The organism is Micromonospora vinacea (genome assembly GCF_015751785.1).
Taxonomy (GTDB): Bacteria; Actinomycetota; Actinomycetes; order Mycobacteriales; family Micromonosporaceae; genus Micromonospora; species Micromonospora vinacea.
On record NZ_JADOTY010000001.1, the window covers coordinates 3,673,085 to 3,688,222 of the forward strand.

14 protein-coding genes are annotated in these 15,138 nt (G+C 73.5%); 8 read left to right on the plus strand and 6 right to left on the minus strand.

Features of this window, described 5'->3' with window-relative positions:
- Positions 1–72: 72 nt before the first annotated feature.
- Genes IW249_RS17520 through IW249_RS17535 form a run of 4 tightly spaced genes read left to right on the plus strand, consistent with a single transcriptional unit; the run spans position 73 to position 7,694 of the window.
- Positions 73–3,255 carry an FtsX-like permease family protein gene (locus tag IW249_RS17520; protein ID WP_196921740.1) on the plus strand — a complete coding sequence of 1,061 codons (3,183 nt, stop codon included), beginning with the start codon at positions 73–75 and terminating at the stop codon, positions 3,253–3,255.
- Entirely contained in the window at positions 3,252–5,960 is a 2,709-nt protein-coding gene (locus IW249_RS17525; RefSeq protein ID WP_196921741.1) for an FtsX-like permease family protein, read from the plus strand. Before IW249_RS17520 ends, IW249_RS17525 begins: the two co-directional genes overlap by 4 nt.
- A gap of 1 nt (position 5,961) precedes the next feature.
- Positions 5,962–6,957, plus strand: coding sequence for an ABC transporter ATP-binding protein (locus tag IW249_RS17530; RefSeq protein ID WP_196921742.1), 996 nt, complete (start codon positions 5,962–5,964; stop codon positions 6,955–6,957).
- A gap of 11 nt (positions 6,958–6,968) precedes the next feature.
- Positions 6,969–7,694, plus strand: coding sequence for an ABC transporter ATP-binding protein (locus tag IW249_RS17535; protein WP_196924828.1), 726 nt, complete (start codon positions 6,969–6,971; stop codon positions 7,692–7,694).
- A 140-nt stretch (positions 7,695–7,834) separates the two neighbouring features.
- Here IW249_RS17535 and IW249_RS17540 read toward each other — a convergent pair whose 3' ends face one another.
- Both IW249_RS17540 and IW249_RS17545 read right to left on the minus strand, forming a co-directional pair.
- Entirely contained in the window at positions 7,835–8,050 is a 216-nt protein-coding gene (locus IW249_RS17540) for a hypothetical protein (protein WP_196921743.1), read from the minus strand.
- A 64-nt stretch (positions 8,051–8,114) separates the two neighbouring features.
- A complete protein-coding gene (locus tag IW249_RS17545) occupies positions 8,115–8,567 on the minus strand; it encodes a GNAT family N-acetyltransferase (RefSeq protein ID WP_196921744.1) in 453 nt (150 codons plus the stop codon).
- Positions 8,568–8,641: 74 nt separating this feature from the next.
- On the opposite strand from IW249_RS17545, the gene IW249_RS17550 reads away from it, so the two are divergent.
- Entirely contained in the window at positions 8,642–9,154 is a 513-nt protein-coding gene (locus IW249_RS17550; protein WP_196921745.1) for an ion channel, read from the plus strand.
- Here IW249_RS17550 and IW249_RS17555 read toward each other — a convergent pair.
- Together IW249_RS17555 and IW249_RS17560 are read right to left on the minus strand one after the other, a co-directional pair.
- Positions 9,081–10,652, minus strand: a complete 1,572-nt coding sequence (locus tag IW249_RS17555) for an alpha/beta hydrolase (protein ID WP_196924829.1) — start codon at positions 10,650–10,652, stop codon at positions 9,081–9,083. The genes IW249_RS17550 and IW249_RS17555 overlap by 74 nt on opposite strands.
- Positions 10,653–10,710: 58 nt before the next feature.
- Positions 10,711–11,826: an ATP-dependent DNA ligase gene (locus IW249_RS17560; protein WP_196921746.1), complete on the minus strand. Its 1,116-nt coding sequence runs from the start codon at positions 11,824–11,826 to the stop codon at positions 10,711–10,713.
- 135 nt (positions 11,827–11,961) lie between these two features.
- Here IW249_RS17560 and IW249_RS17565 point away from each other — a divergent pair, with 135 nt between their 5' ends.
- Both IW249_RS17565 and IW249_RS17570 read left to right on the plus strand, forming a co-directional pair.
- Positions 11,962–12,174, plus strand: coding sequence for a hypothetical protein (locus IW249_RS17565; RefSeq protein ID WP_124858806.1), 213 nt, complete (start codon positions 11,962–11,964; stop codon positions 12,172–12,174).
- A 172-nt stretch (positions 12,175–12,346) separates the two neighbouring features.
- Positions 12,347–12,769, plus strand: coding sequence for an SRPBCC family protein (locus IW249_RS17570; protein ID WP_196921747.1), 423 nt, complete (start codon positions 12,347–12,349; stop codon positions 12,767–12,769).
- Here the strand turns inward: IW249_RS17570 and IW249_RS17575 are convergent.
- Positions 12,744–13,238, minus strand: coding sequence for a GNAT family N-acetyltransferase (locus IW249_RS17575; RefSeq protein ID WP_196921748.1), 495 nt, complete (start codon positions 13,236–13,238; stop codon positions 12,744–12,746). The genes IW249_RS17570 and IW249_RS17575 overlap by 26 nt on opposite strands.
- Positions 13,239–13,333: 95 nt before the next feature.
- On the opposite strand from IW249_RS17575, the gene IW249_RS17580 reads away from it, so the two are divergent.
- The gene (locus IW249_RS17580; protein WP_196921749.1) at positions 13,334–13,837 is read left to right on the plus strand and encodes a DUF1990 domain-containing protein; all 504 of its coding nucleotides are present in this window, start codon (positions 13,334–13,336) and stop codon (positions 13,835–13,837) included.
- 46 nt (positions 13,838–13,883) lie between these two features.
- Here the strand turns inward: IW249_RS17580 and IW249_RS17585 are convergent, their stop codons facing one another.
- Positions 13,884–14,804 carry a DNA-3-methyladenine glycosylase family protein gene (locus tag IW249_RS17585; RefSeq protein WP_196921750.1) on the minus strand — a complete coding sequence of 307 codons (921 nt, stop codon included), beginning with the start codon at positions 14,802–14,804 and terminating at the stop codon, positions 13,884–13,886.
- Positions 14,805–15,138: the final 334 nt, after the last annotated feature.

Below are 15,138 nucleotides of genomic sequence, written 5' to 3' on the forward strand. Positions count from 1 at the left end.
GGGCGCGAACCTTTCCCGGTAGATGGCCTGTCTTGATGGTCGTCGGCCCGCCAGGGCCAGGGGAGGCGTCGGATGAAGCTGGTGTGGAGGCGGGCCCGCGAGGCGCGAGGGTTGCTGGTCGCGGCGGTGATCGCTGCCCTCGTCGCCGTCGCGTTGGTCACTGGGCTGTCCGACTACAACCGTCGGGCGGTGGACGCCGGGCAGCGGGCACTGGTCGCCGCCTCGCCCGCCGAGGAGCGCGGCCTTCTGGTCAGTGGCTCGGGTGGGCGGGACGCGGCCGAGTTCGCAAGCCGGGACAAGGCGGTCCGAGCCGAGCTCGCCACCGGGCTCGGCGGCGTCCCGGTCAGCGTCACCGCCGCCCGTTACGGCACCGGCCGCGAGCTGACCGGCGACCTCGGTCAGATCCCGCGTACGGCCGACGAACCGGTCTTCGCGAACCTGGCCACGCTCGCCGACCTCGCCACCCACGCGGAGCTGACCAGTGGCGCCTGGCCCCGCCCCGGAGCGAACCCCGTCCAGGTGAGTCTGCCCGAGCGGGTCGCCGGCGCCCTCGGCCTGACCGTCGGCGAACGCGTCCCGGTGCGCGACCGGGCCACCGAACGACGGGGAGAGTTGGTGCTCGCCGGTACCTGGCGGCCCCGCGACCCGGCGGACGCGTACTGGCTGCTGGCCCCCGGTGTGGGCACGGGCAGCGCCGGTTCCGGCACCTCGTACGGACCGTTCACGCTCGACCCGGCCGACTTCGCGGCCACCTTCCCGGGCTCGGTGTCGGCGTCCTGGCTGGCCCAGCCGGACCTCGGTGGCGTCGACACCGCCGACCTGCCCGCCGTTCGGAAAGCCCTCACCGAGGCGGTCTCGGCCGTGCCCGAGGCCGCCCAACTGGGCAGCTCCGGGCAGACGGTGACGAAGATGCCGCAGTTGCTGGACCGGATCGCCCGCGCCGACCTGGTGGGTCGCTCGTCGCTGGCCACCCCGCTGCTGCTCATCCTGGTGCTCGCCGGGTACGCGCTGGTGCTGGTCGCCGCGCTGCTGCACGAGGACCGCCGCCCACAGACCGCGCTGCTACGTGCCCGCGGCGCCGCCCGTCGGCAGTTGGCCGGCCTGGCCGCCCGCGAGGCGACCCTGGTGGTCGCCCCGGCCGCCGTGCTCGGTCCGCTGATCGCCGGTGAGGCGCTGCGCTACATCCGACCCGGCGGCTCGGCTGACCTCTCCACCGCCGGCGGCAACGCCACCCTTGTCTGGGCGGCGGCAGCGGCCACCGCGGCCGGCTGCCTCGTCGCCATGGTCCTTCCGGCGCTGCGCGGCGCCGGGACGTACGTCGCCGACATGGCGGCCCGATCCCGGCCGAACCGGGCGGCGAGCGTGCAACGCGCCAGCGTGGACCTGATGCTCGTGGCGCTCGCCGTGCTCGCCTGGGTGCAGCTACGCCGGTACGCCTCCCCGCTGGCGGGCTCGGGCGGCCGGCTCGGGCTCGACCCGCTGCTGGTCGCCGCCCCGACGCTCGGTGTGCTGGCCGGTGCCGTGCTGGCGCTGCGGGTGCTCCCGCCGCTCACCCGGTTCGCGGAGCGATTCGTCGACCGACGTCCCTGGACCGCCACCATGTTCGGCATGTGGCAGGCCGGCCGGCGTCCGCACGCCGGCCCGGTCCTGCTGCTCGCCCTCGCCGTCGGCGGCAGCACCCTGGCCTGGTCGCTGATCAGCACGGGCGAGCGGTCCCAGGTCGAACAAGCCGGATACACGGTCGGCGCCGACGTTCGGGTCACCGAACGGGCTGGTGTCGCCCCGCCGAACAGGGCCGCTCAGCTCGCCGCGCTGCCGAGTGTGAGCCGGGTGCTGCCGGCGTGGCGGGACGAGGTGCGCGTCGGGCGGGAAAACCTGCCAGTGACTGTGATCGGCGTCGACCCGGCCAGCGCCCCGGGTGTCGTCCGGCTCGCCGACCGGCTCGCCGACGGGTCGGCCTCGGAGCAGTACCAGCGGATGGTCGGGGCGCGTGAAGCCGTCGGGGGCGTCGAGCTACCTGAGGGCACCCGCACGATCACCGGCAACGTCCGTACGCCGGTGGGAACGCCCGACGAACCGCACCGGATCTCCGTGGCGCTGCTGGTCACCAGCGCGGGGGGCCTCGCCTTCCGGCTGCCGGCGGTGGACGCCCCGAGCGACGGGCGGGCTACGCGCTTCACGGTCCAGCTACCGGACGTGGGAGGAGTGCCGCTCCGGGTGGCCGGGTTCGAAGCCGACGGCGGGCGGGCCGGCGGCGACTCGTACGGGCTTCAGATAGAGGGGCTGACGCTCGTCGACGCGGGCGGTGAGGCTCGCCCCGCCGATCTCACCGGTGAGTGGGCGGCGACCTGGGCCGACGGACCGCGCGTGCCGGTGCAGAAGAGCGGCAGCGGATTCGTCGCCAGCCGTCCGGTGCAACGCTGGCCGGGCCTGGAGCGCATCGACCAGGGCCCGACCCGGTTCGTTGTCGTTCCGGCCGCGAAGGCGGTCGTACCGGTGCTGATGACCCCCCAGGTACGCGAGGCGCTGAGCCTGCGCGTCGGCGACACAGTCGACCTCACGCTCTCCGGGGTGACGGTGCCGGTGCGCCTGGTCGGTGAGCTGAGCGCCGTGCCGACCACCACTGCGGCAGGCGTGCTGCTGGACCTGCCCGCGGCGGTCGACGTGCTGATCCGTGCCGGCGGGACGCTGCGACCCGTACCGGAATGGTGGGTCGGCGCCGCCGACGCGAACGCCGCCGCCCAGGCGGCCAGCGCACTCCCCGGCGTCACAGTGCTCAACCGGGAGGCGGCGATCGAGGCGGCCGCCGACGACCCGTACTGGCGCGGCTCGCGTACCGGAATGCTCGCCGCCGCGCTCGGCGCGGTGCTGCTCGCCCTCGTCGGCCTGATGGTGGACGTGTGGGCCACCGCCCGGCGTCGGCTCGGCGAGTTCGCGGTCCTGCACACCCTCGGTGCCACGCCCCGGCTGATGGCCCGGGCGCTGCTGGCCGAGCAGACGTTCCTCGCCGGCATCGGCGTGGGCGTCGGGCTGTTGCTCGGCACCGCGGTCGGCGCGACGATGGCCCCACTTGTCATCCTCACCCCGGCCGCCGGCCGGCCGACACCCCCGGCGGCGTTCGTGCTGCCCTGGGTGCCCATCGGCCTGACCGCGGTCGGTCTGCTGCTGGCGGCGCTCGCCTTCAGCGCGTTCATCGCCACCGGCATCCGTCAGCGGGTGGCGGCGGTGCAGCTGCGAATCGGGGGAGAACGATGAACGTCGGGGCGGCCGTCCGGCGGGTCCGGGCGTACGGGGGGCAGTTCCTGCTGCTGGCGGTGCTGACCCTGGTGGTCACGCTGCTGATCAGCGGAGTGCCCCGGTTGGTCAACCGGCTCGCCGAACAGGGACTGCGAGCGCAACTCAACAGCGAGCCGGCCGCCCGGCGGGACCTCTCGTACGCCACCAGCCTGGAGCCGGCGACGTCACGGCGGACGGCGATGGGCGACGCCGCCGAACGGTTCGACGCCCTGGCCGCGGAGATGCCGCCGCCGGTGCGCTCGGCAGTGACCGAGCGGTGGTACAGCGTCGAGACCGCGGCGGCCCGCGTGGCCGGACCGGACCTGGCGGCCCGCAACCTGCTGGTCGACCTGGGCCTGCGGGCCATGCCCGACATACAGGGCGCCAGCACCCTCGTCGAGGGGACGTGGCCGAGCGAGACGTACGTTCCCGAACGGCCGATCGAGGTGGCGCTCGACGTCGACGTGGCCGGCAAGCTCAACCTGCGCGCCGGCAGCCAACTGCGCATCGGCAACACCGACGACAAGGGCAGGCTCATCGACGGTGCCCCGCTGGTGGTGACCGGGCTGTTCCGCCCTGTCGACCGCGCCAACGGCATCTGGGACGGGCTGCCACAGCTGCTGCGGGTCATCGAACCGCAGGGTGATGGTGAGCCGTTCGTCATCGTCGGCGTCGTCGCGCAGTCGCCCTTCAACAAGCGGGCCGCCGCGGGTTGGCCGATCCAGTCCAACTGGCGCTACCGACTGGGCGTCGACCGGCTCGACGCACGCGAGCTGGACCAGCTGATCGACGGCCTGCAGGTGATGCAGCGCAACCAGCCGACGGGGATCACCCTGACCCAGGGCGTCGACGTCCCGTTGCGCGCGTTCGCCGCCCAGATCGATGCCGTCCGGACCCTGCTCGCGGTGATCGCGGCCGGCGTACTGGCCACCCTGGCCGGGCTCATCGTGCTCGCGGCGGGTCTCGCCACCAGACGGCGTCGCTCGGAGTTCGCGCTGCTGCGCGCCCGTGGCGGCGGGGCCACCGCCGGTGCCCGGCGCAGCCTCGCCGAGTCGGTGCTTGTGGTGCCGGTCGCCGCCGCGCTGGGCTGGTGGCTGGGCACGCTGTTCCCCGGCGCCCCGGATCCGACCACGCCGTACGTCATCGTGGTGACCGTGCTGGTCACGCTGGCGCTGCCGTTGGCGACGCTGGCCGTACCGGCCGGCGGGGCGGCGCGCCGGGACCTGATCCGGGTGCGCCCGTCGGCCCGTCGGCTCACAGTGGAGGTGTCTCTGCTGCTCCTGGCCGGGCTCGCCGCGGTGCTGCTGCGCCGACGTGGCCTGACGCTCGGCGAGGTGGACCCACTGCTGGTGTCGGTGCCGGTGCTCCTCGCGGTCGCGGCGGCGGTGCTGGCGCTGCGGGCGTACCCCTGGCCGTTGTTGCTGGTCAGCCGCCTGGCCGCACGGACCCGGGGCAGCGTGGCCTTCCTCGGCACGGCCCGCGCCGGCCGCGCGGCGGTCGCCGCCCCGCTGGTCGTGGTGGTGCTGGCGATCGGCACCGCCGCGTTCTGCGCGGTCGTGGCCGCCGGCGTCGACGCGAGCCGGGAACGGGCCGCCGAGCAGATCGTCCCCGCCGACGCGGTGATCCGCGGGGAGCGCTTCGCACCCGACACCGTCGACGAGCTGGGCCGTCTGCCGGGGGTCCGGGCCGTCACCCCGGTCCTGTACGAGGACGATGAGCGGTTCGCGTCCGACGAGGTCGGCACCGACGCCTTCATCGGGCAGACGGACGTGCTGCTGGTCGACGGCTCGGGGTTGGACACCGTCGCTCGCGAATCCGAGGTGGACCTCCCGGTTCCGGCCGCACTGCGCGCCGCCGGGCCCGGCTCGGGTCCGCTGCCGGCGATCGTCTCACCGGCGGTCGCCGCCGACCTGGCGAAGGCCGGGCTGGACGACTCGGCCTTCATTTCTGTGCAGGGCCAGCGGTACGAGTTCCGGGTGGCCGGCACCCAGGACGGTTTCCCGTTGCTGGCGGCGGACACCGGCCGGTTCGTGATCCTGCCCTGGCAGGCCCTGCCGACGCGTACCACCATTCCGGTGCCGACCAGCCTGCTGATCGCCGGGGACTCGCTGGACGCCGAGGCGCTGCGCGTCGTCGGTGACCAGGGGCAGGTGCGCTACCAGCGGGACGGCACGGTCACCGGTAGGGCCCGGCCGATCGGGGTCACCGTCGACACCCGGGCGGACGTCCGCCGGGAGCTTGGCGAGGGCGGGGCGAACGGGGTGTTGGCGTTCGGGTTCGTGGCCGGGGCCGTCGGCGGCACCCTGCTCGGGCTGTTGGCCATCGCGTTCACAGTGCTGGCTGGCGCTCGCTCGCGGGGCCAGGTGCTGTCCCGGCTGCGCACGCTCGGCCTGTCCCGCCGGCAGTGGCGTGGGCTGCTGCTGGTCGAGTTGACCCCGCTGGTCGCGGTGTCGGTGCTGACCGGTGCGCTGGTCGGGACGGCGCTGCCCCTGCTGCTCAACCCGGTGCTCGGCCTGTCCGCGTTCACCAGTGGTGTGCCCGTCCGGGTGGCTTTCGAGCCCAGCCTGGTCGCCGCGGTGCTCGCGCTCGGGGCGATCGCCCTCGGCTTCGCGGTCGCCGTCGAGGCCCTGAACAACCGCCGGTTGCGCCTCGGAGAGGTGCTTCGGCTCGGAGAGGAGAGCTGAGATGACCGCTACCGCCCAGACTCCACTGGTGCCGGACCTGGCCGCCCTGCAACAGCGGGCCGCGCAACGCGCCGCCGAGCGGGCCGGCGGGCAGGACCGCCTCCGCGGGCACATCGTCTGCGACGGCCTGGTGCGCATCTTCAAGACCGAGGGGGTGGAGGTGGTCGCCCTGCAGGGACTCGACCTGGTCATCGACCGGGGCGAGCTGGTGGCGATCGTCGGTGCCTCCGGTTCGGGCAAGTCGACCCTGCTCAACATCCTCTCCGGCCTGGACACCCCGACCGCCGGTATCGCCCGGGTGGCCGACTACGACCTGCTCTCGCTCTCGGCCAAGCGACGGCTGAGCTACCGGCGGCAGCTGGTCGGGTTCGTCTGGCAGCAGACCGGCCGCAACCTGCTGCCGTACCTCAACGCGTCGGAGAACGTCGAGCTGCCGATGCAGTTGGCCGGCAAGCGCAGCCGCAAGGCCCGTCGGGAGCGGGCCCGGGAACTGCTTGACCTGGTCGGTGTGGGCTACTGCGCCGACCGGCGGCCCGGGCAGCTCAGCGGTGGCGAACAGCAGCGGGTCGCGGTGGCGGTGGCGGTGGCCAACGACCCGGAGGTGCTCTTCGCCGACGAGCCGACCGGCGAGCTGGACGAGGCGACCGGCGCGGAGGTCTTCGCGGCGCTGCGCACCATCAACGCGGAACTGGGCGTCACCATCGTGGTCGTCACCCACGACCACGCCGTGGCCACGCAGGTCCGCCGGACCGTCGCGATCCGCGACGGCCGGACCGCCTCCGAGGTACGCCGGACCGCGCGGATCGACGCGGACGGCAACACCGAGTTGGTCAGCGAGGAGTACGCGGTGCTGGACCGCAACGGTCGGATGCAGTTGCCGGCTGCGTTCGTCGACGCGCTCTCGCTGAAGGAGCGGGTCCGGCTCGACCTGGAGCCGGACCATGTGCAGGTACGGCCCGGCGACCGGGCCTCGGAGGAGCGGGGGGCGCGGGCATGAGCCGGCAGGACATGGTGGTGACCGGCGCGGCCGGGTTCGGCGGTGCGCCCCCGGCGGGCACCGACGAGGTGGTCCGGGTCAGCGGGGTCAGCCGGACCTTCGGCCGGGGTGAGCACGCCGTGCACGCGGTGCGGGACGTGTCGTTCACCGCCAACCGGGGTGAGCTGGTGGCCATCCGAGGTCGGTCCGGGGCCGGCAAGACCACGCTGCTGAACCTGATCGGCGGGCTGGACCGGCCGGACAGCGGTCAGGTGGTGGTGGCCGGACACGACGTGACCTCGGCCGGAGAGGCGGAGTTGCTGCGGCTGCGCCGGGGCACTGTCGGGTTCGTGTTCCAGACCTTTGGGCTGGTGCCGATCCTCTCCGCCGCCGAGAACGTGGGCGTGCCGTTGCGGCTGGCGCAGGTGCCGGCCGCGGAGCGAGAAGAACGCGTCTCCGTGCTGCTGGAGATGGTCGGCCTGGGCGGCCACGCCGCCCAGCGTCCGTACGAGCTGTCCGGTGGCCAGCAGCAGCGGGTCGCCGTGGCGCGTGCGTTGGCCAACGAGCCGGACCTGCTCATCGCCGACGAGCCCACCGGTCAGCTCGACTCGGAGACCGGACGGTCCATCATGGATCTGCTGCGCGCGGTGGTGCACGCCCGTGGCATGACGGCCCTGGTGGCCACACACGACCCGGCCCTGATCGACCTCGCCGACCGGGTGCTCGTCCTGCGCGACGGTCGCCTGGTCGACGGCTGACCGCTGACTGCGGGCTGGCCCTCGGCGGGTTGGCGGATGGCGAATGGTGGTCTGTCGCTCGCTGTGGAGCTGATGTCGTAAACGAATCGCCGGCGTGACTCGTCGACGACATCAGCTCCACAGCGTTTCTCCGGGACTCTCTACTGCGCCTGGTCGGGCCGGTCGTCTCCGGGTCGGTCGGTGCGCTTCCGGCCGTCAGGGAGGGACCCGGCGAGCGGGATCAGCAGGCAGCCCAGCAGGGCGAGGAGAAGACCGGAGCCCGGCCCGGTCGAGATCAGCTCCGCCAACAGCGCCGAGCCGGTTCGCCGCCATGGCGGGCGCGACGGAGCGGTACCGGGCATCGTCGGCCTGCTCATGGCAGCGAACGTAACGCGGTCGCGGCGACAACCGCTGCCCCCACCGGGTGGGCGTGACGCCGGGTCAGAGCGCGAGCTTCATGCCCTCGTGGCTGGCCACGAAGCCGAGGCCCAGGTAGAAGCGGTGCGCGTCCTCGCGGGTCTTGTCGGTGGTGAGCTGTACCAGCGCGCAGCCACGCTGCCGGGCCTGCTCGACCGCCCAGGTCATCAGGTCCCGGCCCAGCCCTCGGCCGCGCTGGTCGGAGCGGACCCGGACCGACTCGATCAGCGACCGCTCACTGCCGTGCCGACCAAGGCCCGGGATGTAGGTGATCTGCAGGCAGCCGACCAGTTCACCGGCCCGCTCGGCCACGATCAGTTGGTTGCGGGGGTCCGCGTCGATGGCCGCGAACGCCCTCTCGTACGCCTCGTCGACCTCGGTGAAGTCGCGGGCCTTACCCAGGACGTCGTCGGCGAGCAGGGCGATGACGGCCGGCAGGTCAGCCCGGACCGCCTCCCGGTAGATCACGTCGGTCATGCCGGCGATCCTGACACAGCGAAACCGGCGAATGGGCGTGTGCCGGTTGCGGGCAACGGGCAGCATGGGGCGGCATGGAGCTCCTGCTACTGCCGTTCCGGTGGATATACCGGGCGTTGGTGTGGTTCGCGAACTCGCCCCGCACGCTGATCACCTCGTACCTGTTGATGATCGTGGTGGCCGGGATCATCTACGGGGAGGTCGAGCAGCGCAGCCCGGCCGACGCCGTCTGGTGGGCGGTGGTGACCGCCTCCACCGTCGGATACGGCGACATCTCGCCGACCACCTGGGCGGGCCGCACACTGGCCGCGCTGCTCATCTCGACAATGGTGCTGCTGGTCATCCCGCTGATCACCGCGCACTTCGCGAGCCGGCTCATCGTCGACGACAACGCCTTCGAGCATGAGGAGCAGGAGCAGCTCAAGGCCGACGTGCGCCGGATGCGGGCGCTGCTGGAGGAGCTGGCCACCCGGCAGGGGATCGATCTGCCCCCACTGCCGCCGACCCAGCCGGTCAGCGGGCCGGGCAGCGCTTCCCCTCCGGTGGGACGGTCAGGTCGAGCAGGTACGCGTCGACCGCGTCGGTGATGCAGGACGTCTGCGGGTAGGCGGTGTGCCCCTCGCCCTCCCAGGTGAGCACCCGACCGACGCCCAGCATCGACGCGAGCCGTGGGGTCTGCTCGTACGGTGTGGCGGGGTCGCCGGTGGTGCCGACCACCAGGATCGGCGGCGCGCCGTTCGCCTTCCCGGTCGGGTACGGGTCGCGACCGCCCGGCCACTCGACGCAGCTCAACATGCCGACCGCCAACGCCGGCCCGAACAGTGGGTATTTGCCGCGCCACTCGGACTGCAACTGCCGGATCTGCGCCCGGCTCGGCTTCTCCGTCTCGTCGGCGCAGTTGATGGCCAGGTTGGCGTCGAACAGGTTCGAGTAGTGCCCGTCGTCCTCCCGACCGGCGTACGCGTCGGCGAGCCGGAACACGTCCTTCGGGTCGCCCTCGGCCAGCTTGTCGATCGCCTGGGCCAGTTCCTGCCAGCCGGACTCGGTGTAGAGCGAGGAGATGACCGCGTAGAACACCCAGCCGGCGGTGGCCTCCCGCCCGTCGGCGCCGCGCACCGGGGAGACCTTGGCCTTGTCGATGGCCGAGGTGACAGCGGCGCGGGCGTCCGGGGCGATCGGGCAGCGGCCGGCGTTCGCCGCGCACCAGCGGGTGAAGTTGGTGAAGGCCCGTTCGAAGCCGCGGGCCTGGCTCTCCGAGCCCTCGACCAGCCGCTGCTGCGGGTCGACAGCGCCGTCGAGCACCAGCGCCCGCACCCGCTGCGGGTAGAGCTGGGCGTAGGTGGCGCCGAGCAGGGTGCCGTACGAGTAGCCCAGGTAGGTGAGCTTGTCGTCGCCCACGGCGGCGCGTACCGCGTCCATGTCGCGGGCTGCCTGCTCGGTGCCGTACAGCGGCAACTGGTCGCCGTAACGGTCGCCGCAGCCGCGCCCGATCCGCTGGCTCAGGCCGACGAAGCCGTCGAACGTCGCCTGGCTCGCCGGGTCCGGGTCGAAGCCGAAGCTGGCGTCCAGGTCGGCGTCGGAGATGCACTTCACCGGGCTGGACCGGGAGACCCCGCGCGGGTCGAAGCCGACGATGTCGAAGCGCTCGGTGATCGAGGCGGGCAGCCCACCGAACTGGGGACCGAAGGAGAGGTAGACGGCCGTGTCGACACCGGAGCCGCCCGGGCCGCCCGGGTTGATCACCAACGAGCCCACCCGGTCGCGCTGCTTCGTCGACCGGGCGCGCAGCAGGGCGATCTCGAAGGTCTCCCCGGCGCCCGGGCCGGCGCTCGCCCCACCGCCGGTGCCCCAGTCACGGGGCACCGCGATCCGGGTGCACTCGTAGCGCATGTTCGGTGCGCTCCGCCCGACCAACTCGTCGGCCACCTCCGGGCAGGCCCGCCAGGTCGGCGCGCTGCCGGTCGGGGCAGCCGCGCCCTCCACCTCGGTACGCGGCGCGAACGCCGGCAGCGTGCAGCCGGCGGTGAGCAGCGCGGCGACGCCGAAGGCGGCCAGAGTGCGGCGGACCCGGCGGCTGGTCGCCATCCGAGGCTGGTCGGCGGTGCGGGTCACGTGGTCCTCCGGAGTCGGGTCGACGGCCAGGCTACGCCGAGCCGGTGGCGGCTCGGTCCACGGTGGCCGTCGGGTCGCCGCGCAGCACCTGGTCCACGTCGAAACGGATCGGCCGGTCGAGCTGGTCGTAGCGGCAGGATCGGGGGTCGCGGTCCGGACGCCACCGAACGAACTGGGCGGTGTGCCGGAACCGTTCACCCTCCATCGCGTCGTAGCCCACCTCGACCACCAGCTCCGGACGCACCGGCTCCCACTCCAGGTTCTTCGTGCCGGTCCACCGGCTGACCCCACCCGGGATGCGTTGGCCACGCTCGTGGTCGCCGTGCACCCACGGGTGCTCGCCGCCGGTGTCCCGATAGGGCGCCAGCTCGTCGAGCAACTCGGCGCGGCGGGCCATGCTGAACGACGCGCTCACGCCCACGTGGTGCAGGACCCCGGCGTCGTCGTAGAGGCCGAGCAGTAGCGAGCCCACCACCGGGCCGGACTTGTGCCAGCGGAAGCCGGCCACCACCGCGTCCGCGGTGCGGGCGTGCTTGACCTTGAACATCAGTCGCTTGCCCGGCTCGTACGGCAGGTCGGCCGGCTTGACGATCAGACCGTCCAGCCCGGCGCCCTCGAAGACGTCGAACCAGCGACGCGCGGTGTCCGGATCGGTGGTGACCTGGGTGACGTGCATCGGCGGGCGCACCCCGGCCAGCGCCTCGACCAGACGTTCGCGGCGGCGCGGGTAGGGCTGGTCGAGCAGCGCCTCGTCACCGATCGCCAGCAGGTCGAACGCGACGAAGTCGGCCGGGGTGGTCTCGGCCAGCATCTTCACCCGGGACGCGGCCGGGTGGACACGCTGGGCCAGCAGTTCGAAATCCAACCGAGGTTGGCCGCTCGGCCCGTCGCGCCGAATCACGATCAACTCCCCGTCGACGGCGCACCGCTCCGGCAACTGCCGGCGGGCCTGCTCGACCACCTCCGGGAAGTAGCGGGTCATCGACTTGCCGCCCCGGCTGGCCAACTCGACCTCGTCGCCGTCGCGGAACACGATGCACCGGAACCCGTCCCACTTGGGCTCGTAGGTCACCCCCGGCGTGGTGGGCAGCTTGGGAACGCTCTTGGCCAGCATCGGCTCGACCGGCGGGTTGATCGGCAGGTCCACGCCGACCAGTCAATCAGACGGTACCGACAGTCGTGAGGCAGATCACCGTGGACGGCGGGGCGGCGTGTCCGCCTACGCGTCGCTCGTCCCGACCGGGCGAATCGAATAACCGCAGGTCAGAGCTACTTTCGCGAGGTGTCCGAGTGGGTCTGTGACTGCTGCGGGCGGTGGCGGGTGAGCGTCGAGCTGATCCGGGGCCGCTACCGCTTCCGGCTGACCCGCCGCTACCCGGAGAGGTTCGGCGGCGGCCGGAACGTGCTCGGCGAGGTCGGTTCGGTGCCCGAGCTGGAGGAGCTGTTGCGGCGGCGTACCCCGCTCACACTGGCCGACCTGCGCGAGGCCGCCTGATCCGCGCGGCGGCCGAGGACGGTGTGTGTGCGGCCGGGAACCACGGGTGCCAGGCCCGGTCTACCTCCACTGAGGAGGGTCGGACGGGATCGCACATCGGTGTCACACTCCTCCCGGCGGCCTCGTCTGCACCCGTGGCGGTGCCGAGCGGCGCCGCAGGGGAGGGGACACCATGCGGTTCGTAGCCGATGCCGAGATAGCCGCGGATGCCGAACAGGTCTGGGCGGTGCTGGTCGACGTGCCGCGCTGGCCCGAGTGGACGGACTCGGTGACCCGGGCCGAGCGGGGGGAGCCGGGGCCGCTCGCCGTCGGCGCGACCGCCCGACTGACCCAGCCGAAGCTGCGCCCGGCGGTGTGGCGGGTCACCGAGCTGACCGAGCGGCGGGAGTTCGTCTGGGTCTCCGCCGCTCCGGGCGCGCGGACCACGGGGGAGCACCGGCTGCTGCCGCTGCCCGACGGGCGTACCCGCGTCGAGCTGGTCATCGACCAGTCCGGTCCGCTGGCCGGCCTGATCGGCTGGCTGTACGGCGAGCTGTTCCGCCGCTACGTGCGGATGGAGGCCGACGGGCTCAGGCGTCGCTGCGAACGGGGCTGACGGCCGGCTTCTCCAGCACCGCCAACGAGATGCCGCGCGGGGACGGACGGTGCGCCACGATCCGGTAGCCGTGCCGCTCGTACAGCCGCAGGTTGTGAGCGCTGTCCGCTCCGGTGAACAGGGTGAACCGGGCCACCCGGCCGGCACAGGCCCGCTCGATGGCGGTGAGCAGCTGCGCCCCGACGCCCCGCCCCTGCTGGTCGGGGGCGACCGAGAGGCGGCCGACGTGCGCGGTGTCCCCGTCCAGGTGGGCCCGCACCGAGCCGACCAGCCGGTGCCCCGACCGGGCGACGAGCACGATGCTCGGGCCGGCCAGCACCGCCGCGACCTCGTCCACCGTCTCGGTCAGCGGAGGCAGGAACGGGTCGGTGTAGTGCTGCGCCTCGCTCAGGTACGCGGCGCGCTGCACTGTGAGGATCTCGCCGGCGTCCAGGACGCCGGCCGGGACGATGTTCGCCTCGGCGCTCATCGGGGCAGCACATCACAGCCGCCGTCGCCATCGATGGGCGGCCCGACCGCGCCGGCCGTACCCTGGCCGTGTCCGGTCGAGGTCGAGGGGGAACGGTGGCCGAGCTGACGTACCCGGAGGTGGGGTCGACCCGGCACGGGCCGCTGCCCGGCGGGTACCACCACCTGCGCCACCGGTATCCGTTGCCCGACGGCTGCTTCGAGACGGCCGCCGAGGCGGTGTTGAGCTGGCGGTTGCACCGCGCCGCCGGTGTCCGGATGCGCACCGACGCTCCGCGGGCCACCGACGGTGTGCTGGTGACCGCCGGCCTCGGCGTCGGCCCGGCCCGCCTCTGGGGGCCGTGTCAGGTGGTCTGGAGTGTGGACTCGCCAACGCTCGCCGGTTTCGGCTACGGCACGCTGCCCGGGCACCCGGAGCGGGGCGAGGAGGCCTTCGAGGTCGTCCGCGACGACACCGGCGGGGTCTGGTTCGAGGTCCGCGCGTTCAGCCTGCCGGACCGCTGGTTCACCCGCGTCGGAGGCCCGGCGGTTCGGGCCGTGCAGCACACGTACGCCTGGTGGCTCGGGCGCACCCTACGTCGGCTCTGCGCGGTTCGCTGACCACCGCGGCGCCGGAGCGACCAGAAGGTCGTGGCGGCGGAGCGACTCAGAACCGGGCGAACGAGCGGATCGGGGCGCGCGGGCCGTACTTCGGTGCCCGGATGCCGGCCGCCTCCAGCAGCAGACACACCCGCCCCCGGTGACCTCGGAACGGCTCCAGCAGGGCCATCATCCGGGCGTCGTCGCCCCTCGGTTCGCCGGCGAGCGCCCAGGCCACCGTGTTCGGGATGTGGTAGTCGCCGACGCTGACCGCGTCGGGGTCGCCGTACGCGATCCGGACCACCTCGGCGGCCGTCCACGGCCCGATGCCGGGGATCGCGGTCAGCCGGCGGGTGGCGTCGGTGGCGTCGGTGCTGCGCTCCAGACGGTCGGCGAGTGCCGCGGCGCGACGGAGCGTGTCGGCGCGGCGCTGCTCCACTCCGAACGGGTGGAACACCCAGTACGGGGTCGCGGCCACGGCGGCGGCCTCGGGCGGCAGGAGCAGCGGCTGGAGCGGGCCGGGAGCCGGCTCCCGGAAGTGCCGCACCATCGCCGCGTACGCCCGGTAGGCCTCCTTGCCGGTGACCTTCTGCTCGAAGACCGCGCGCAGCAGCCGGGGGAAGACCTCCCCGGTGGCGGGCATCCGTAGCCCTCGGTGCTCCCGGGCCAGACGGGCCACCAGCGGGTGCGCCGCGGCCAGTTCGGTGAAGCCGGTCAGGTCGTCGCGCAGCCCGGCGATCGCGTCGGCGCGGGCGAGGACGTGCTCGGCGCCCGGCCCGTACCCCTCCGCGAGCAACTCGCCGCCGGCCGGTCGCAGCGCGAGCGTCGCCGGCCCGTCCGGGGTGCGCGTGGCCCACCAGAAGGTGCCGGCCGCCACCCGGGCGCACGGGTCGTACGGGCTGAAGGTGAGCGCGCGGACCGAGGCGGCCAGCCGGTAGCCGGCCGGTGGGTGCAGCACCCTGGTCGCGGCGGGTCCGGTCTCGGTCACCCCGCTACTCTGCCAGGTCACGGTAGGGGCTGACGACCGGCCGTACCGGTCGCGCCCGGGGTTGAGGAGCTTCGCGGGGGTACGTTCGGCCGACCGTCCCGGTGTCGTTGAACCACCCGAATGGCCAGGATTATCTTGGCGAACAGGCGCATACCGCCCTTATGCCATTTTTGGCGGTGGGCCAGGTATCGATCATGTGGTTGTTTGATGGCCTGCAGGTAAACGCACTGCCCCGGGCCACCTGCGGCGGCCAGCAACTCCCACTCGCGGGAGAACCCGGTCCGGCCCGGAGACCGGTCTCCGTCGGCAGCCGCCACCAGGCGGCGCGCGGCCG

Excerpts from the sequence above, each read along its gene's own strand:
- IW249_RS17520 (WP_196921740.1), top strand. The coding sequence starts at position 73 with ATGAAGCTGGTGTGGAGGCGGGCCCGCGAGGCGCGAGGGTTGCTGGTC.
- IW249_RS17525 (WP_196921741.1), top strand. The coding sequence starts at position 3,252 with ATGAACGTCGGGGCGGCCGTCCGGCGGGTCCGGGCGTACGGGGGGCAG.
- IW249_RS17530 (WP_196921742.1), top strand. The coding sequence starts at position 5,962 with ATGACCGCTACCGCCCAGACTCCACTGGTGCCGGACCTGGCCGCCCTG.
- IW249_RS17535 (WP_196924828.1), top strand. The coding sequence starts at position 6,969 with ATGGTGGTGACCGGCGCGGCCGGGTTCGGCGGTGCGCCCCCGGCGGGC.
- IW249_RS17540 (WP_196921743.1), bottom strand. The coding sequence starts at position 8,050 with ATGAGCAGGCCGACGATGCCCGGTACCGCTCCGTCGCGCCCGCCATGG.
- IW249_RS17545 (WP_196921744.1), bottom strand. The coding sequence starts at position 8,567 with ATGACCGACGTGATCTACCGGGAGGCGGTCCGGGCTGACCTGCCGGCC.
- IW249_RS17550 (WP_196921745.1), top strand. The coding sequence starts at position 8,642 with ATGGAGCTCCTGCTACTGCCGTTCCGGTGGATATACCGGGCGTTGGTG.
- IW249_RS17555 (WP_196924829.1), bottom strand. The coding sequence starts at position 10,652 with ATGGCGACCAGCCGCCGGGTCCGCCGCACTCTGGCCGCCTTCGGCGTC.
- IW249_RS17570 (WP_196921747.1), top strand. The coding sequence starts at position 12,347 with ATGCGGTTCGTAGCCGATGCCGAGATAGCCGCGGATGCCGAACAGGTC.
- IW249_RS17575 (WP_196921748.1), bottom strand. The coding sequence starts at position 13,238 with ATGAGCGCCGAGGCGAACATCGTCCCGGCCGGCGTCCTGGACGCCGGC.